At 49.2% G+C, this 18604-nt stretch carries 22 protein-coding genes and 1 rRNA gene; 1 reads left to right on the forward strand and 22 read right to left on the reverse strand.

All coding sequences use genetic code 11. The features are described from left to right. Positions 1-3: 3 nt before the first annotated feature. The 12 genes from pth to metG form a co-directional block, all read right to left on the reverse strand. Positions 4-561 carry an aminoacyl-tRNA hydrolase gene (gene pth, locus KNP75_RS15330; protein WP_034781796.1) on the reverse strand — a complete coding sequence of 186 codons (558 nt, stop codon included), beginning with the start codon at positions 559-561 and terminating at the stop codon, positions 4-6. Between the two features lie 55 nt (positions 562-616). Further along, positions 617-1573, reverse strand: a complete 957-nt coding sequence (locus KNP75_RS15335; RefSeq protein WP_021065746.1) for a ribose-phosphate diphosphokinase — start codon at positions 1571-1573, stop codon at positions 617-619. 45 nt (positions 1574-1618) lie between these two features. Beyond that, positions 1619-2974 (reverse strand): bifunctional UDP-N-acetylglucosamine diphosphorylase/glucosamine-1-phosphate N-acetyltransferase GlmU, encoded by a 1356-nt coding sequence (glmU, locus tag KNP75_RS15340; protein ID WP_034781794.1) that lies wholly within the window; start codon positions 2972-2974, stop codon positions 1619-1621. Positions 2975-3159: 185 nt separating this feature from the next. Then, positions 3160-3459 carry a septation regulator SpoVG gene (gene spoVG / locus KNP75_RS15345; RefSeq protein WP_034781793.1) on the reverse strand — a complete coding sequence of 100 codons (300 nt, stop codon included), beginning with the start codon at positions 3457-3459 and terminating at the stop codon, positions 3160-3162. A gap of 135 nt (positions 3460-3594) precedes the next feature. Continuing rightward, positions 3595-4419 (reverse strand): pur operon repressor, encoded by an 825-nt coding sequence (gene purR, locus KNP75_RS15350; protein WP_114165389.1) that lies wholly within the window; start codon positions 4417-4419, stop codon positions 3595-3597. 73 nt (positions 4420-4492) lie between these two features. Further along, on the reverse strand, positions 4493-5356 hold the full coding sequence (ispE, locus tag KNP75_RS15355; RefSeq protein WP_215190767.1) for a 4-(cytidine 5'-diphospho)-2-C-methyl-D-erythritol kinase: 864 nt from the start codon (positions 5354-5356) through the stop codon (positions 4493-4495). A 100-nt stretch (positions 5357-5456) separates the two neighbouring features. Continuing rightward, positions 5457-5693, reverse strand: a complete 237-nt coding sequence (locus KNP75_RS15360) for a Veg family protein (RefSeq protein WP_021065751.1) — start codon at positions 5691-5693, stop codon at positions 5457-5459. A gap of 82 nt (positions 5694-5775) precedes the next feature. After that, a complete protein-coding gene (gene rsmA, locus KNP75_RS15365) occupies positions 5776-6654 on the reverse strand; it encodes a 16S rRNA (adenine(1518)-N(6)/adenine(1519)-N(6))-dimethyltransferase RsmA (protein WP_214764672.1) in 879 nt (292 codons plus the stop codon). After that, positions 6651-7211, reverse strand: coding sequence for a ribonuclease M5 (rnmV, locus tag KNP75_RS15370; RefSeq protein ID WP_034781784.1), 561 nt, complete (start codon positions 7209-7211; stop codon positions 6651-6653). The genes rsmA and rnmV overlap by 4 nt, the downstream gene beginning before the upstream one ends. Beyond that, positions 7204-8490, reverse strand: a complete 1287-nt coding sequence (locus KNP75_RS15375; protein ID WP_251128391.1) for a 3D domain-containing protein — start codon at positions 8488-8490, stop codon at positions 7204-7206. The genes rnmV and KNP75_RS15375 overlap by 8 nt, the downstream gene beginning before the upstream one ends. 17 nt (positions 8491-8507) lie before the next feature. Beyond that, positions 8508-9275 carry a TatD family hydrolase gene (locus KNP75_RS15380; protein WP_034781781.1) on the reverse strand — a complete coding sequence of 256 codons (768 nt, stop codon included), beginning with the start codon at positions 9273-9275 and terminating at the stop codon, positions 8508-8510. A 53-nt stretch (positions 9276-9328) separates the two neighbouring features. After that, positions 9329-11290: a methionine--tRNA ligase gene (gene metG, locus KNP75_RS15385; protein ID WP_215190769.1), complete on the reverse strand. Its 1962-nt coding sequence runs from the start codon at positions 11288-11290 to the stop codon at positions 9329-9331. 329 nt (positions 11291-11619) lie between these two features. Here metG and KNP75_RS15390 point away from each other — a divergent pair, with 329 nt between their 5' ends. After that, a complete protein-coding gene (locus KNP75_RS15390; RefSeq protein WP_012727742.1) occupies positions 11620-11913 on the forward strand; it encodes a transition state genes transcriptional regulator AbrB in 294 nt (97 codons plus the stop codon). Positions 11914-11929: 16 nt separating this feature from the next. Here the strand turns inward: KNP75_RS15390 and rsmI are convergent, their stop codons facing one another. The 10 genes from rsmI to rrf all read right to left on the reverse strand — a co-directional run. After that, positions 11930-12799, reverse strand: coding sequence for a 16S rRNA (cytidine(1402)-2'-O)-methyltransferase (gene rsmI / locus KNP75_RS15395; RefSeq protein WP_214709874.1), 870 nt, complete (start codon positions 12797-12799; stop codon positions 11930-11932). Further along, the gene (locus tag KNP75_RS15400) at positions 12771-13049 is read right to left on the reverse strand and encodes a GIY-YIG nuclease family protein (RefSeq protein ID WP_034781773.1); all 279 of its coding nucleotides are present in this window, start codon (positions 13047-13049) and stop codon (positions 12771-12773) included. Before KNP75_RS15400 ends, rsmI begins: the two co-directional genes overlap by 29 nt. Beyond that, positions 13042-13776, reverse strand: coding sequence for a tRNA1(Val) (adenine(37)-N6)-methyltransferase (locus KNP75_RS15405; protein WP_034781771.1), 735 nt, complete (start codon positions 13774-13776; stop codon positions 13042-13044). The genes KNP75_RS15400 and KNP75_RS15405 overlap by 8 nt, the downstream gene beginning before the upstream one ends. A gap of 65 nt (positions 13777-13841) precedes the next feature. Then, positions 13842-14177, reverse strand: a complete 336-nt coding sequence (gene yabA, locus KNP75_RS15410; RefSeq protein ID WP_034781768.1) for a DNA replication initiation control protein YabA — start codon at positions 14175-14177, stop codon at positions 13842-13844. A gap of 23 nt (positions 14178-14200) precedes the next feature. Beyond that, a complete protein-coding gene (locus tag KNP75_RS15415; RefSeq protein ID WP_214712704.1) occupies positions 14201-15031 on the reverse strand; it encodes a PSP1 domain-containing protein in 831 nt (276 codons plus the stop codon). Between the two features lie 6 nt (positions 15032-15037). Next, positions 15038-16048, reverse strand: a complete 1011-nt coding sequence (locus tag KNP75_RS15420; protein WP_353049045.1) for a DNA polymerase III subunit delta' — start codon at positions 16046-16048, stop codon at positions 15038-15040. Further along, positions 16048-16377 carry a cyclic-di-AMP receptor gene (locus tag KNP75_RS15425; protein ID WP_029594397.1) on the reverse strand — a complete coding sequence of 110 codons (330 nt, stop codon included), beginning with the start codon at positions 16375-16377 and terminating at the stop codon, positions 16048-16050. The genes KNP75_RS15420 and KNP75_RS15425 overlap by 1 nt, the downstream gene beginning before the upstream one ends. Beyond that, on the reverse strand, positions 16377-17015 hold the full coding sequence (tmk, locus tag KNP75_RS15430; RefSeq protein ID WP_034781763.1) for a dTMP kinase: 639 nt from the start codon (positions 17013-17015) through the stop codon (positions 16377-16379). The genes KNP75_RS15425 and tmk overlap by 1 nt, the downstream gene beginning before the upstream one ends. A gap of 2 nt (positions 17016-17017) precedes the next feature. Continuing rightward, positions 17018-18439: an aminotransferase class I/II-fold pyridoxal phosphate-dependent enzyme gene (locus KNP75_RS15435; protein ID WP_233005511.1), complete on the reverse strand. Its 1422-nt coding sequence runs from the start codon at positions 18437-18439 to the stop codon at positions 17018-17020. 85 nt (positions 18440-18524) lie between these two features. Then, positions 18525-18604: ribosomal RNA gene (gene rrf, locus KNP75_RS15910) — 5S ribosomal RNA — on the reverse strand; the annotation flags it as partial.

Consider the following 18604-nt stretch of genomic DNA (forward strand, 5'->3'; position numbering starts at 1 on the left):
CCTTTAGTTATATCGATTCATGAGCGCGATCCATTCCGTGTCCACAAAATCAGTCGCGGCGGACACCGCTTGATCGAGCGTATCATTCAATTCTGGCATATCTTCTTTCCGGTAGTTCATGAGCACCCAATCGACGACTTTAATCGGATGCGGCGGACGACCGATGCCGAGTTTCAGACGTTTGAAATCTTGGGTTCCCAGGTGTTGAATCAGCGACTTGATGCCGTTATGTCCACCGGCACTGCCTTTCGGACGGAATCGCAGTTTCCCTGGCACCATGTCCAAGTCGTCATAAATGACGAGCAAGTCATCAATCTCAATCTTATAATAATCTAAAATCGGACGTACCGACTCCCCTGATAGATTCATGTAAGTGAGCGGTTTGACGAGGACGACACGTTCTCCATTGATTCTTCCCGTTCCGATCAATGCTTTAAACTTGGCTTCATCAAGTTGAATCCCATGTTTGTCAGCTAAGCGATCAATCGCTAAAAAACCGACGTTGTGACGGGTCATCTCATACTTTTTGCCTGGATTCCCGAGGCCGACGATACATTTCATCTTATTCCTCCTGAACAAAAAAGCCCAAAGGCGAACGCCTTCGGGCCTCGTTTTTTTAATCGAACAGCGTGCTCACCGATTTGTGCTCGTGGACACGCATGATCGCTTCCCCAAGCAAACGGGCAACCGACATCTGCTTGATTTTGCTCGAACATTCGCGACCTTCTAAATCGATCGTGTTCAAAACGACGAGTTCTTTGATTGACGAGTTGTCGATCCGTTCCATCGCCGGTCCAGATAAGACTGGGTGTGTACACGAGGCGTACACTTCTTTTGCACCAGCTTGGACGATGGCATCGGCCGCGAGCGTGATTGTTCCAGCTGTATCGATGATGTCATCGATCAAGATGGCCGTCTTGCCTTCAACGCTGCCGACGATGTTCATGACTTCAGCCACGTTCGCTTCAGGACGACGCTTGTCGATGATGGCGATTGGAGCCTTCAAGCGTTCGGCAAGCTTACGGGCACGCGTGACGCCACCGTGGTCCGGTGAAACGACGACAATGTCTTTCGCTTTAAATTCATCTGTCTCAAAATACGTCGAGATGAGTGGAACACCTAATAATTGGTCTACTGGGATATTGAAGAAACCTTGGATTTGAGCAGCATGCAAGTCCATCGTGATTAAACGCGTGGCACCTGCAACCGTCAATAAATCAGCGACAAGTTTCGCTGTGATCGGCTCACGTGAGCGCGCCTTGCGGTCTTGACGAGCGTAACCGTAGTATGGCATGACCACGTTAATCGTCCGAACCGATGCTCGTTTCAACGCATCAATCATGACGAGTAACTCCATGAGCGTTTCGTTCACCGGTGAGCTCGTCGATTGAATGATGTACACATCATCGCCTCGCACGCTCTCCTCGATGTTGATGTAAAGTTCTCCGTCGCTAAACCGCTTCACTTGGCAATCGCTGAGCGGGATGCCAATTTCCTTGGCAATCTCTTCGGCGAGTGGGCGGTTTGAGTTTAAGCTAAATAGGCGAATTTCACGTTCATATACAGTAGACATGTTTAGGATTCTCCTCCATCGTTTTCCATAATAATAGGCAGCAACTTATCGTTTCGTGTAACCTTCTTTATTTGTTTGGCGTTCGCGTGCAATCGCAAGCGCCTCTTCAGGAACGTCATCCGTGATCGTCGAACCGGCTGCTACGATTGAGCCTTTCCCGACTTTCACCGGAGCAATCAAGTTCACATTGCAGCCGACGAATGCATCGGCTTCGACGACCGTTTCGAACTTGTTCTTGCCGTCATAGTTGACCGTGATCGAGCCACAGCCGAGGTTGACGCGTTCCCCGATCGAAGCATCTCCGATATAGCTGAGATGTGATGCTTTCGCACCGTCTCCGAACGTTGATTTTTTGATTTCCACGAAGTTACCGACGCGCGTATTCGCGCCGAGGACTGCTTGTTGACGAAGGTGGGCGAACGGCCCGACCTGTGCTTCAGTTCCGACACGGCTGTCACTCACGACCGATTGACGAACCGTCGCACCGTCTTCGATGACGCTATTGCGGATATCTGAATTTGGACCAATCACGCACTCTGAACCGATAATCGTTTTCCCGAGAATGACCGTCCCTGGATAGATGATCGTATCCGAACCGATGACGGCATCTGGTGAGATGTATGTCGAAGCTGCATCCATGAATGTGACACCTTCACGCATGAGGCGTTCGTTCGTCCGCTTGCGCATGACCGCTTCAGCTTGTGAAAGAGCGACACGGTCGTTGACGCCGATCGTTTCATCGAATGTCGGCGCCGTGTGTGCTGCCACGACTTCGCCTGCTTCTTTCGCAATCGAGATGACGTCCGGCAAGTAGTACTCACCTTGAGCGTTGTTGTTCCCGACTTGCTTCAATGCATCAAACAAGAGCTCGTTATCGAACACGTACGTGCCTGTGTTGATTTCACGAATTTCTAGTTCAGTGTCAGACGCATCTTTATGCTCGACGACTTTTGTGACGTTTCCGTCTTCCCCACGGATGACGCGACCATAACCTGTCGCATCGTCAGCGATGGCTGTCAGTACTGTCACTTTCGCTTGCTGGGCTTCATGATGAGCCAACAGCGCCTCGAGCGTTTCCGCTGTCAACAGTGGTGTGTCGCCGCAAACGACGAGCGTTGCGCCCGGTTTGCCTGCGAGTTCGCTTTCTGCCATCTGCACTGCATGACCTGTCCCGAGCTGTTCTTCTTGGACCGCATATTCCACGCGTGAGCCCAACGTCTCTTGTACCGCTTCAGCCCCATGGCCGACGATGACGATTTGACGACTGACCCCGATTTTGTCGAGTTGATCGACGACGTGTTCGACCATCGGTTTTCCGAGGACCGGATGAAGCACTTTATATAGCTTCGACTTCATGCGGGTCCCTTTACCTGCTGCCAAAATGACTGCAAAACGATCCATTCTTGATTCGCTCCTATCTCATATCGACTGTAATGTACTCAATTGTTCGGTTTTTTTCTACATTCAAATCTTATTTACACCGTATCTACTATATCGAAACCGTGACGTGGTTTCAACCGTTGTAACCATTCGTAACCAATGAAACGTAAAAAGGCAGCGGAAGGGTCCCCATCCGCTGTCAAAGATTACTCATTCATGGCATTGTATCGTGCTTGCGTCTCGGCAATAGCGACGTCCTCTTGGCCGTACGCCTCTAAAACAGCCGCCTCGACTTTTTGACGCATATCTCCATTAATCGGGTGAGCGATATCGCGGAAAATCCCTTCTGGCGTCCGCTTGCTCGGCATCGCTACGAAAAGACCGGTACTCCCTTCAATGATTCGAAGATCGTGTACCACAAATTCATGGTCGAGTGTAATGGAGGCCAGTGCCTTCATTCTACCTTCCGTCGCGACTTTGCGAATTTTTACGTCTGTGATCTGCATGTTTCGCATCCCCTTTTCATCGTTGTCTAGACCGTGGTGTACCTTCTAAAAGGTTGAGATGATTCCAAGCGAACCGATTGACTTCGTACGAATCTTATACCCTTTCATCATAAAACGAAATCAAATTTTTGCCAATCACTTTAAGAACTGTTCGACGTTTCCTCGCGAAATGGTGACGAGCCCTTCATCCGAATCGACGTTCGTCAATTTCATCAAACTGACGTATTCGCTTACCATCTTCTTCTCGGCGCCTTCCGCTTCCATGAGGACACCGACACCCGCGAGGTTCGCTTCGAACTCATTCAAGAGACTCATCATCCCGCGAATCGTACCGCCCGCTTTCATGAAATCGTCAATCAACAAGACGTTCGCGCCACGCGGCAAGCTGCGACGAGCGAGCGCCATCGTGCGAATCGCCTTTGACGAGCCTGATACGTAGTTGATGCTGACCGTCGAACCTTCGGTGACACGACTGTCAGAACGAACGATGACGAACGGGACACCAAGTTGCTCGGCGACAGCGTACGCGAGCGGAATCCCTTTTGTTGCGATCGTCATGACGACGTCAACTTTACGATCGGCGAACACAGAGGCGAAGACTTGCCCCATCGGCTTCACTTGACGCGGGTTCCCGAGGACATCTGTCAAATAGAGATAGCCTCCCGGAAGCAACCGTTCCGGTTTCGACAATTGCTCACATAGGCCGTCGATCATCGAGAGCGACTTTTCCTTGCTCCAGCCTGGAATGAACATGACACCGCCGGCTGCCCCTGGCACTGTGACGAGTTTTCCCGTGCCATCATGCGAAAGCATTTCACTGACGATGACCAAATCTTCACTGATGGATGATTTGGCTGCTTTATAACGACTCGAAAACATCGATAATGAGACGAGCTGGTGTGGATGGTCCAGCAAATAACGGGTCATATCGACAAGACGACCACTTCTACGAATTTTCATACGGATTCCCCTTCACTTCTTCAATAATAGACGAATGTTCTAAACAGAATATATCATTCTCATTCGTCTTTGTTCAATGTTTTTTGCCGAGAATCCGAACGACGAACACTTCAGGACAAAATCCCTTCAGTCCATTATAGACACGATGTGCTTTTTGCTCGTGCTCAATCAATGCGAATACCGTTGGACCGCTGCCGCTCATGAGGACACCATCCGCTCCGCAGTGCAGCATCGTCTCTTTGATTTGGCGAACTTCCGGATGAAGTTCGAGCGTGACCGCCTCGAGGGCGTTCCCGAGATGTGAGCAGATGCCAGCGAAATCTCGATCCCGAATCGCCGTGACCATCGCCTCGGTGTTCGGATGCACAATCTTCTCCATCTGCACGGCACGATAGACGTCAGCCGTCGACACTCCGATTTTCGGCTTCGCCAATACGACGTAGCACGGCGGCGGTGACGGAATCGTCTCCAGCTGTTCGCCGCGTCCGCGCGCGATGGCTGTTCCTCCCATGACACAAAACGATACGTCCGATCCGACGGCGGCTCCGAGTTCGGCCAACTCTTCTAACGACAGGCCAAGGTCGAACAATTCGTTCATACCCCGAAGTGTAGCCGCCGCATCGCTCGAGCCGCCAGCTAACCCTGCCGCCACTGGGATTTGCTTATCTAATACAATTTCGACACCCTGTTTGATATTGAATCGCTTCCGTAACAGCTCAGCCGCACGATAAGCCAAATTTCGATGGTCGTTCGGCACGTAGGCATGCTCAGACTGAATCCGAATCTCATCTGCATCGAGCACAGTCAATTCTAACCGGTCCGATAAGTCTACTGTCGTCATTACCATTTCCACTTCATGATAGCCATCTGTCCGCTTCCCAAGGACATCGAGCGTCAAGTTGATTTTTGCCGGCGCTTTCACACTGATCGTGCGCATATCGTTCACCCTTCCCATGTATCTCCTGTTCGCCATTGTACCGTAAACGAGCGCACAAAAAAAGAAGCAGCTGCCAATGCATCCGCCCCTCATTTATCGTTCAATTACTGAATTCAATTTTAACTGTATCCGTTAGGACATCAGCGTAGCTATATGAGACACGTTCCACGTTATGATGGTCTTCATCCAATTTGACGACGAACACCGCGGGATACGTCTCAACGAGCGTTCCAAACCGAGTAACGACTTTCTTACGACCGCCGTTTGCTTTCAACGTCAATCGTTCTCCAACATGCGATTCGAGTTTCTGTCTGATTTCTTGCAACGTCTTTGGCATACGCTTCACCTCACTGTTACAAGTATAACACATTCAAAAACAAAAATAAAGATTAATATTATATCGATTCGTTATCCGGTCGTCAACTGTTTTTAAGTGGTAAAATTGTGTCAGCTAACCGTGCAAACTCCTCAAGCGAAAGCGTTTCGCCTCGCCGTTTCGGGTCGATTCCGGCTTCACCTAAAAACTGTTCGATTTCCATTTTTTTGTCTTTCCCGAGGTGATTCGTCAAGTTATTTAAGATCGTTTTTCGACGTTGTGCGAAACTGGCCCGGGCAAGCTCGAAGAAGAAGGCTTCATCTTTCACGTCGACCGCCGGTTTGGGACGCATCTTCAACGTGATGACCGCTGAATCGACGTTCGGGGCCGGCATGAACACGCTTTTTGGAACAATAAAGCTCACGTTCGCCTCCGCGTAATATTGGATCGCAATCGAGAGAGAGCCGTATGCTTTCGTCCCAGGCTTCGCTCCAATGCGCTCGGCAACTTCTTTTTGAATCATCATGACGAGTGAACGGAACTTGATTTGGCTTTCCAGTAAGCGCATGATAATCGGCGTCGTCACATAATACGGCAAGTTCGCCACAACCGAGATGTCTTCGATTCCTTGACTGAAAAACTCACGCTCGACGATGTCTTGAATATCGAGCTCGAGGGCATCGCCGTGGATGACATGCACATGTGGATAAGGAGACATCGTATCTTCCAGAATCGGAAGCAGACGTTGGTCGATTTCGAGGGCGACGACCTTTTTAGCCCGCTTGGCAGACTGTTCCGTCAATGACCCGATGCCGGGACCGATTTCAAGAACCCCGCTCGCCTCTCCCAGCTCCGCGGCATCCACGATTTTATTCAAAATATTTAAATCAATTAAAAAGTTCTGCCCAAGCGACTTTTTGAAAGAGAAGCCGTGACGTTCTAGAATTGATTTCGTGCGTTGGATTGTTGCAATGTCTTTCAATGATTTTCCTCCTCTAACTGAGCCAGTGCCCGTTCCCATTCCTCAATCGTGACCCGTAACGCTTCCACGCGCTTTACAAACTGTTTGGCGTTCGGTTCACCGATTCGGAGTAACACGCCGAGCCGTTTACGACGGCGCGCAGCGTCCGCTCCGCCAATCAAATCGGCTTCGAGCACCATCTGGCGGGTGACGAGCGGCATGTCAGTCTCAACTCGCTGTTCATACACCGCTTCGAGTACACGGCGAATCGTTGCCGGTGAAGCATGCTCGACCCCAATCTTGCCACGTTTATCTTTCGCTTCGGCCCGAGGTAAATAGGCATGCTTACATCCTTTAACCTGCTCCTCGACGATGGCCCGGATTCGGTCACCCGGGTAGTCTGGGTCCGTCAAAATGATAACGCCGCGCGTTTCTTGGGCGCGTTTGATTCGTTCGATCGTCTGTTTCGAGACGGCAGATCCGTTCGTTTCAATCGTATCGACGTCATATACTTCTTGAAGCCGCGTCGTGTCATCTCGACCTTCGACGACAATCACCTCTTGTATTTTTTCACGCATCATCGTTTCCTTCTTTCTCTTCTTGCTTCGGGATAACCCAAATCGTGAGCGGCTGACGCCCAAACGTTACCGCTTCTTCTTTCGTGTCCATCATCAAGTCAATTTTATGACCTTTGATCGCACTGCCTGTATCTAAAGCAATCGCCATGCCAAACCCTTCAACGTACACACGTGTGCCAAGAGGAATAATAGCGGGGTCGACAGCAATGATTCGCATCCCTTCATACAGAATCGTGTCCGTCACATCATAACCACTACGGGTCAGAACCCTGTCATCAAATGTGACCGTGTCTTCCGCATTGTTCGTATACGCGGTCGCTTCGACGAGAAGTTGTTTCGCGGAAGTGAAGTCCAGCGCATCCTCGGCACGAGGTGTCTCTTCAATCTTAATCTCCGCCTCGTCTCGAAACGGACTCGACGGTTCGGTCGTGGCGGTCGTTTCTTGATTCGTTGCCGGTTCAATCTCCGGTTCGGCCACGACTTTCGTCCCACGTTTAATGATTTGAGGGCGTACGCTTTGTAGCGTTTCCACGCTCGTTTCGGTCCGATTTGTAATTGTACCATTTTCCACTGTCAGTGCATACCGCGTCCGTTCGAGTCCCGGGATGCCGACTTGCACGACTTCGGTCTCTCCAAGTTCGAGCGTATCGTCCTCTTCCATGACGATTTCAAATGGGATGAGACGACTCTCATATTGTACGACGTCTCGACTCACATTGACGCTGATGGTCATTCCATCCCGTACCGGTGTCGTGAGAGCCGGGACGACCGTATCTTGGTCAGAAACCACCACATTCGCCTCCAGTAACGCCTGTTCGACAGTTTGAGCCATCGTATACAAGGTCTTCGCCTCGTCCCCGACGATGACATCGAGGGCGACGACAGGCTGGTAGCGAATCGTCATCCCTGATGTGACCGGTGCACGTACGCCCGGGTACACGTCGTCTCCTTCGCGTACACTCACTCCATAACGAAGCAACACGTCTTTGACGGTCCGTTCACGCGTCTCGATCGTCTCGACCTGGCCATAACCGATTTGAAGCGAGACGGTACGAGCTCGTTCGATATGAATCACTCGATCCGTCGGGACGTCGGCACTTAAAGCGGGAGTCACCATATCCGCCTCGTCGATCACGATACCGGTCTCGTCAAGCACTTCTAGCACCGAATCGCCGCGGCTTTCATGCACGGTTGTCACGCCGTCGTCGACGATGGTGATCGGTTCAGGCTGCATCGCCATATAGGCGAACACTGCCGTCGCTACGACACCAATACTCAAGATGATGCGCCTGAACATCATGGGAGACGGAATAGGCGCTTCGCATTGGCTGTCGTCGCTTCAGCGAGCGCGTCGTAGGACATGTCACGTAGCGATGCAATCTCTTCGGCGACGTACGTGACGTAAGCGGGTTCGTTCCGTTTACCACGGAACGGCGTCGGCGTTAAATACGGGCAGTCCGTCTCGACAAGGAGCCGATCGAGCGGGACTTGTTGCGCCACCGCCTTCGGGACTTTAGCGTTTTTGAACGTCACTGGTCCTCCGAGAGAGATATAGAAGTTCAAGCGCAGACAGCGTTCCAACAATTCGACGGACATGCTGTAACTATGGAACACGCCGCCTACCTCTTCGGCATGTTCTTCCTCTAAAATATCGAGCACGTCGGCTGTCGCTTCCCGATTATGAATCACGATGGGCATGTTCGTCCGCTTCGCGATAGCGATTTGCTGCCGGAACACGCGTTGTTGGACATCTTTCTCCGACTTGTCCCAATGGTAATCGAGACCGATTTCCCCGAGCGCCATCACTTTCGGATGAGCCATTAGCGTCTCGATTCTCTTCAAATCAGCATCCGTACAATCGACGGCATCAACCGGATGCCACCCAACGATGGCATAGATATCCTCATACGTTTCCGCGAGCTCGATTGCCCGCGTGATGGTCGGGTTATCGAATCCGACGACGAGCATCGGGGAAACGCCCGCGGCACGAGCCCGCTCGATCGTCGCCTCGACATCCTCATTGAACTGCTCGGCATTGATATGGGTATGCGTATCAATCAACATGGTGCTTCCTCCTTATATAGACAAAGAGGGAGACCGAAGTCTCCCCCAAACGATTATTTGACGACGGCCCCGTTCGGCATATTCTCAGATACGGTCGCAAGCTCAAGCTTGCCGTCTTTATCAGCCGCTAAAATCATCCCTTGTGACAACTCGCCACGTAGTTTGACCGGCTTCAAATTGGCGACGACGATGACTTTCTTCCCGACCAAGTCTTCTGGCGCATACCATTCGGCAATGCCTGAGACGATTTGACGTGTCTCGCTACCAAGGTCGACTTGAAGCTTCAACAGCTTCTTCGCCTTCTTGATTTTATCGGCCTCGACGATTTGACCGACACGGAACTCGACTTGGTCAAAGACGTCGATTGTGATTTCTGGACGGACGTCCTCATCCTCAGCATCGCTCGCCTCCACTTCGGCTTCCTCGACACGTGCTTTCGATGCTTGACGCATCATTTCCTGAATTGCATCGATCTCTTCTTTTACATCACGACGTGGGAAAATCGGTGTCCCGTCGGTGACGACCGCTCCATCGAAGGCCGCAAACGTATCGAGCGCTTCCCATGACATGTCTTTCCCTTCAAGACCGAGCTGGCGGAACATCTCTTTTGGTGCCCGTGTCATGAACGGTTGAATCATGACCGCCACATGGCGAAGTACGCCGGCCAGATGCGTCATCACGGATGCGAGTTCACCACGCTTCGCTTCGTCCTTCGCAAGGACCCACGGTTGCGTCTCATCGATATATTTATTGGCACGGCTCACGAGTTGCCAAATGCTTGTGAGCGCGACGGAAAACTCCATGTGTTCCATGGCCGCTTCCGTCTTCTCTGTCGTCTCATTGACAACTTGAAGAAGCGAGGCATCAAACGCTGTCACGTTGCCCGCATAAGCAGGGATCTCGCCATCGAAATACTTCTTAATCATGGCCACGGTCCGGTTGAGCAGGTTACCGAGGTCGTTGGCAAGGTCAAAATTCAAGCGATCCACAAACGCCTCCGGTGTGAACGTACCGTCCGCTCCGAATGGAACTTCACGAAGAAGATAGTAGCGGAGTGAGTCGAGTCCGTAGCGATCGATGAGTGGAATCGGATCGACGACATTGCCTTTCGATTTCGACATTTTGCCGTCTTTCATGAGCAACCAACCATGGGCGAAAACTTGTTTCGGTAATGGAAGTTCAAGCGCCATGAGCAACGCCGGCCAAATAATCGTATGGAACCGGACGATTTCTTTTCCGACCAAGTGCACGTCGGCTGGCCAATAGCGGTTGAACAACTCGTCGTTGTCCGACCCATAGCCGAGGGCAGAGATGTAATTCGTGAGAGCATCGACCCATACATACACGACGTGTTTCGGGTTCGATGGCACTTGGACACCCCAGTCAAACGTCGTCCGTGAGACGGCCAAGTCTTGGAGGCCCGGCTTCAAGAAGTTGTTGATCATCTCGGTTTTGCGCGATTCTGGCAAGATGAAGTCAGGGTGCGACTCGAAGTACTCGATTAAACGATCGGCGTACTTGCTGAGACGGAAGAAATAGCACTCTTCGCGTACAAGCTCGACCGGGTGACCGCTGTCAGGGCTCTTCCCATCAACGAGCTGTGACTCCGTGTAATACGTTTCATCAGGGATCGAATACCACCCTTCGTATTCACCGAGATAGATGTCATCGTTTTTCAGAAGCGTCTCGAATACGTGCTCGACGACGGCCTTGTGGCGGGCATCGGTCGTACGAATATAATCATCGTACGAGATTTCAAGACGGTCCCATAACACTTTGATGTCTTTAACGACTTCATCGACAAACGCTTGCGGCGTCACGCCAGCTTCTTTCGCTTTTTCCTGAATCTTTTGACCGTGCTCGTCTGTCCCCGTCAAATAACGGACGTCAAATCCTTTCAGACGCTTATAACGCGCGATCGCATCGCCAGCCACCGTCGTATAGGCGTGACCGATGTGTAGTTTGGCACTCGGATAGTAAATCGGAGTCGTAATATAAAAAGTAGGCTTCGCCATTGTATGTTCTCCATCCTTTCGACATTTGCAATTTCCATTATACACGGTTCGACAAAAGAATTTCCAAACCAATTGTTTGGAATTATTTTGTTATTACCTCATAAAAAATGTTCCAAAAAAACCCTTTCTTTGTTTCATGTCCTAACTTTCGGGGAATTTTAGGTATATATCGTTCTCATATCGCCAATTTTCGAAAATGTAGATTTCCAATAGTAAGCAGTTGACTGCAATTGGAAAGTTTAGTATGCTTTTTGCTGTAGTAACATTGTCGAATTTTGACGACTCATGTCACCAAGAGATTTCGACACCATTGGAGGAGGAAACACAAAATGAAATCTACAGGTATCGTACGGAAAGTTGATGAGCTCGGTCGTGTCGTCATTCCAATCGAATTGCGCCGCACACTCGGGATCGCTGAGAAAGACGCTCTTGAAATCTACGTCGACAACGATCAAATCGTGTTGAAAAAATACAAACCGAACATGACTTGCCAAGTGACGGGCGAAGTATCGGATGACAACTTCAAGTTGGCTGACGGTAAATTGATCCTTTCACCAGAAGGCGCACAACGCGTTCTCGTCGAGTTGAAAAACATGCTCGAAAACTACTACAGCGAAGAGTAAGCAAGGAATTCCTTGCTTACTCTTTTTTGTCGACTTGATGATAGGCGTCGTACACCTCGCCACGTGATAAACCGCGCTCTTTAGCAACTTGTTTGATAGCGGCGTTCGGCTTCAATCCGTCTTCGATATAACGATCGACGTGTTCGAGCGGCGATAACGCCTCCCACCAATCGTGTGTCGGTGCTATTTCCGTCGAACCAGCCACCATGACGACGAACTCACCACGTACCTCACCTTCACACCAAACAAGCGCTTCTTCTACCGTCCCGCGTAAAAACTCTTCAAACGTTTTCGTCAACTCTCGTCCGAGAACGAGTTGCCGATTGCCGAACGCGTCCTGAATCCCGGTCAGCATCTCTTTTAACCGATGTGGCGCTTCATAAAAAATGATGGTGCCCGGTTCATATTGCAAAGAAGATAACACATCGAGCCGCTCTTTCTTTTTACGTGGCAAGAATCCGTAATACAAAAACCGCTCGGTCGCAAGACCAGAGGCGACAAGAGCCGTCAACGCCGCGTTCGCTCCAGGGAGCACGACGACAGGGAGCTTCGCTTCAATGGCCAATCGCACGAGGTCACTCCCCGGGTCCGAGATCCCCGGCATGCCCGCGTCTGAGACGACGGCGACTGATTTGCCGGCCTCGATATCTTCGATTAAGCGCGGGCCACTCACGTGCTTATTGTGCTCATGGTAGCTGACTAGTTTCGTCTCAATGCCGAAATGGCGACAGAGCTTCATCGTTTGGCGTGTGTCTTCGGCCGCAATCAAATCAACTTCTCCTAGAATTCGAACCGCTCGATACGTCATGTCTTCTAGATTTCCAATCGGCGTCGGCACAACATAGAGCGTGGGCCCATCAGTCTGATAACTTTTCTGTGAGTTCATTACTCGTTCCCTCCATCAATTGCTGTTTTTGAGCCCGCGTGAGTTGTTTGATGGACCATTCGTACTGCATGGCTTCACGTTTGGTCGCAAACGACCTGACATATCGTAACGTCACCGGGAGACGCGCTCGCGTATATTTCGCACCTTTACCGCTGTTGTGCACGTCCATCCGCTTATCTACATCCGTCGTATATCCGGTATAGTATGTGCCATCGCTACACTCGAGAATATAGGCAAAGTGCTTACGCATCGAGGATGGCCCGCATGTCGCTCGTATACGTGTCATCTTCCTCATAAACGACAAACGGAGGTAAGATTGTGAGCCCTGCTTTTCCATCTTTCGACCCCTCTATTAAAAGTGTATTTGCGTCTCGGCCTTGTTTCGGGTAAACGAGTTGCATTCGTTTCGGTTCAATCCGATACGCCCGCATGAGCGTTAGAATATCGAGTAATCGCTCCGGTCGATGGACGAAGGCTACCTTCCCACCCGGTTTGACGAGTTGACTGGCTGAGCGGATACAGTCTTCTAACGTGCAAAGCACTTCATGACGTGCAATCGTATGATGTTCATTTTGATTACGGAGCGAAGTTTCGTTTGCTAAAAAATAAGGTGGGTTGCACGTGACAACGTCATAACGAGCATGCCCTAGTACGCTGGTCGCATGTTTCACATCGCCTTCAAGGATGTGCAGTCTGTCACTTAAATCGTTAACGGCAATGCTTCGATTCGCCATATCAACGAGACGGGGCTGGATTTCAAGTCCTGTCACCGTTCCTTTCGTCCGATACGATAAAAAGAGCGGAATAGCCCCCGTACCGGCGCATAAATCAACGAGTCTCCCTTTTTGAATCGGGACCCACACAAATTCAGCCAGCAACACCGCATCCAATGAAAACGAAAATACATCATCACTTTGAATGATTTTTCCGGGACGTCCTAACAAATCATCAAGACGTTCACCTTGTTTTACAGTCACGCCATTTCCCTCCTACATAACGTACAAAGGCGACGGACGAGTATATACCCGTCTATCGCCCCTTATTAATGTTTATTTAGCATTGACATACAGAAGAGACAATCCCCGTCTTTTCTGACTTGTCCATAGTGCAAATTGCAGATATGAAACCCTTCTTGGTATAACGCCGCCAAGTTATTTTGTCCTTTTCCAGACAAGGCAATTTGAGGATCTCCGTTAGGTGTCTCGACTTCTGCGAGTTGTTCTACTTTTTCGCGCAGATGATGGTTCTCGAGATACATGTGTTGGTTTTCTTCGAGCAAATAGGCGAGTTGCTCTTTGAGCACCCCTAAATGCTCCGTCAACAATTGCATCTGTTGCTCGATCGCATCGACCCGCATCATGACTTCCTTTTTATCCATTCTTTCCACTGCTCAGCACCCCATCACTGTTTCGACGGTTTTCGTTTGACTGCACCGACTTCGACGAGTTCGTCGATTGTATACGTCACAACACGGGTCCGATCATTCAACTCGACTTGAATCAATTGATCCAAGATGTTGAGACCGATGACACGTCCGTCACCTTCTGGAATTTTGATTCGTTTTCCGACGTCTGGCAAATCCCGCTTTAATTCTTCATACGTATCGTTCTCGTATTTTAGACAGCACATGAGACGACCGCATACACCGGAGATCTTGTTCGGGTTCAAGGATAGGTTCTGATCCTTGGCCATCTTAATGGATACCGGTTCAAATTCCCCTAAGAACGAGGAGCAACACAACACACGGCCACAAGGTCCGATTCCGCTCAGCAGTTTCGCTTCATCTCGAACCCCGATTTGGCGAAGCTCGATTCGAGTCCGAAACACACTCGCTAAATCTTTAACGAGCTCACGGAAATCAACACGGCCTTCTGCCGTGAAATAAAAGATGACTTTATTACGATCGAATGTATACTCAACATCTACTAACTTCATCTCAAGTCGATGTTCACGAATTTTTTCTTCACAGACGGCGTGAGCGTCAAAAGCGGCCAATCGATTATCTTGTACGATTTCGGCATCTTTATGATCAGCGACACGAAGGATTGTCTTTAGCGGTAAAACCACTTCGTCTTCACCTAGTTGTTTACCAACTTGGACGATTTCACCGTACTCGATGCCTCGTACCGTCTCTACGATGACATGGTCCCCACGTTCAAGCGTTGCTTCGCCTGGTGAAAAGTAATAGATTTTTCCCGCTTCTTTAAAACGGACTCCGACTACTTCAAGCACGCTCTCCTATCCTTTCTGCAAATCGAACGTTAACCGTTCGAACGTTAATTGAGGATTGACGTTTGCCTCTAGTCGTCGAATCGCCTCATGGACAGATTCAATAGCATGGACGATTTTATGAACCGGACGATCTTTTACAAACGCGGTATATAGCGCTTGTTCTTTCGTAAACAACTCCGGGACATAGTCTGTTCGCACTTTGAAGTGGAGCGCTTGCTCCAACCAATTTCCGAACAGCTCGAGACCGACTCGCAATTCATTCCGCCCTTTAAAATGACCGAGCCATTTTTCTTGGGCGAATAAAAGCAATTCTTGCGGGCGTTTTGTCAATACTTCAACTAATTGTACCACTAGCCCATACGCCTGTACAAACCAGTCGTTGTGAAGCGCCTCACGCGCGTCTTCGAATTTCGGATATGTCTCTAAAGCAAGACGCGCTAAATCGCTCGTACATTGCACGTCTGCGACCAACGTTTCCACAAGCCGTTCTCGATCAATCGGTCGGAATACTAAATGCTGAGCTCGCGAACGGATCGTCGGTAAGAGAAGTTGTGGCTGAGTTGTTACCAAGATGGCTAGTTTCCCTACACCTGGCTCTTCAAAGAACTTCAATAGGCTGTTGGCGGCTTGTGGCGTCATCTTATGGGCTTGGTGAATCACATACACTTGACGGTCACCTTCTGCACCACGTAAAGACAAGTCACTCAATAACTGTTGCACCTGTTCTTTCTTAATGCTGGCTCCATCCGGTTCGACTTCCATGTAGTCGACAAGGTTTCCCGAATCCATTCGTCTACAGTTTCGACAGTTACCGCAGGGTTCTACCCCGTCAGGCGACTCGCAAAAAAGGGATTTCGCAAACAACTGTGCCGTTTCAATCAAGTACGGTTCATAGTCACCTGAAAAGATATATGCATGACCGACCTTTTGAGCAACGATCGAGTTTTCAATCACTTTCGCAATAACCGTTTGAGATTTTGATAACTCCTGAAAACTCATGTTCGTGACCGTCCCCATTAAAACTGATGAAATCCTTCAATCGGCAAGACAAACACAGTCGCTCCGCCAACTTGGACTTCTACAGGATAAGGAATGTATGAATCAGCGTGTCCACCCATCGGTGAAATCGGCGTAATCATTTGATCCCTGCTCGAGCAGTTTGATTTGATTAACGCAAGTAGGTCATCTAACCGCTCTTTCGGTACACCAATCATAAACGTGGTGTTTCCTTCTTTCAAAAAACCTCCCGTTGTGGCTAATTTCGTTGCACGGAAGTCCTCTTCAATCAAAGCATCTGATAAGCGGGCACTGTCCTTATCATGTACAATCGCGATTACCATCTTCATCATTGCATCACTCCTCTTTCTTTTAATCGTTCTAACGTAATATCTAACACTTCATCCTGAATGGTTTCAATCGAGGCGTTCGCATCAATACGTACCATTCGTTCTGGATGTTGCTCTAATAATATTTGAAATCCTTCGTATACGCGTTGATGGAAAGACTCATCACGGCTCTCGATTCGATCTAATTGGCCTCTATCTTTCATGCGATGGCTCGCTTGATCCGGGGTCAAGTCAAAGAGAAACGTCAAATCTGGTTTGATCCCAGCAGTCGCCCAGTCGTTTAACGACAAAATTTGTGACAAATCATATTGGAGCCCATAGCCTTGATACGCAATCGAGGCATCCACAAATCGATCACATACGACAACTGCTCCACGGTGGAGAGCCGGTCGAATCACTTGATCAATGTTTTGAGCTCGAGATGCGGCATAGAGCATCATTTCGACTCGAGGCGTCATCTCATCATGTTCTGGCGAGAGCAAGACTTCTCGAATACTGTTTCCGACCTTCGTTCCCCCTGGCTCTCGGGTGACGACCACTTCATACCCTTGTTCAGTCAATGACTGAACTAACAATTGTAGCTGTGTTGTTTTCCCAGAACCATCTGGTCCTTCCACAGTAATAAACATACCTTTCACGCTTAAAACTCCTCTACGATAACATCAATTTGTTTCATCATAACATGTCTACTTGCCTGCAGGTTCCGTCCTAATGAAATCCATTCATTCAAAACTCGGATTTTCTCGTCTGTGATGACTTCTCCTCTTAGAATCCAAGGAATCCCCGGCGGATACGGAATAACGGTCTCTGCCGCAACAGAACCAATCGCTTGCTCAAACGGTAGACGTTCAATATCAGCGTCGTCCGATATAGAACGCAACAACGAAACGCGTTCAGTCATCGGGTAAGGATAGATTGTCTCATCTTCAACAATGAGCGGGACGTGCTGCGATGCATTTTTAATCAGTTTGACCCAATGTTGAATCTCTTGGCTTTTTAATTCCCTTAACGGCAAGCAGAATAACACGTGATCTTCTGCAGCCAGTTCCACGTCAATACCGATTGACGCTAAATGCTGGCTAAAGATCAGACCATTTTTAGGGTATGTTAACACAGTCATCTTGGTGAAGTCATCGCCCACTTTGATTGAAAACCCAGCACGTCTCATTTCCATGATGAATGAAAAATGACTCGTTTGAATATGAGTCCAATCTCGGTCACTCAAGTTTTCGAGGTACTCTCGGGCGTAATCAAGCGAGGCCATAATCAAGTAAGATGGGCTAGATGTTTGGAAAGATGAAAGCGCATGAAAGAGACGCTTTTCATCGATTTCTTCTTTATAGTGAATCCATGCCCCCATTGTGAGAGCGGGCAATGTTTTGTGGGCTGATTGTACGACTGCGCTAGCCCCCTCGAAGATAGCTGATCGCTTTGGAAATGTAGGATGAATCAAATGAGCGCCGTGTGCTTCATCTACTAATAGGGGAATATTTAACGGACGCAAGTAAGCACTGATTTGCTGAATGTTTGCCATGTCTCCGTAATAAGTGGGAGACGTTAGGAGAAGCGCTTTTCCTCCTGGATACTGCAAGACAGCATCCTGAATTGTTTCTAGTGAAATGACAGTAGGCAAACTACTTCCTCTGTCTAATTCCGGTGTGAGTAAAATCGGTTCTAGACCAAGCCACTCAATGGCGTTCCAAACCGATTTGTGGGAATTACGTTGTACATACACTCGTTCTCCACGCTTTACGGTTGCTGCTAATAGACTCCAATTCCCTGCAGTAGAGCCATTTACCAACCATTTACTTTTACTCTGGTAAAGGGATCCTAATGCCTTTTCACCTTCTAAAATAATACCTTCCGCATGGTGTAAATCATCCAAGTGACCAAGCTCTGTTAAGTCATATGGCATAATTTTTTGGAAGGCCGTCGGAAGCTTTTCATCTCTCACCGTTCCATTGTGATGGCCAGGTACATGAAAAGAAACCCGTCCTTCTCGCACATGTTGCTCAAGCGTCTCCATAAATGTAAAAGGATTATGTTTAGGTTTTCGAGTCATTTAGACACCTTCCCATCCGAATTAAATACGACATATATATACAAAAAGAGACGACCAAGCGGATGCTTGATCGTCTTTCGCGTTGGCCTGGCAACGTCCTATCCTCACAGGGGGAGACCCCCAACTACTTTCGGCGCTGAAGCGCTTAACTTCCGTGTTCGGCAT

Origin of the sequence: Exiguobacterium sp. s6 (genome assembly GCF_018618155.1) — a bacterium.
Classification (GTDB): domain Bacteria; phylum Bacillota; class Bacilli; order Exiguobacteriales; family Exiguobacteriaceae; genus Exiguobacterium; species Exiguobacterium mexicanum_A.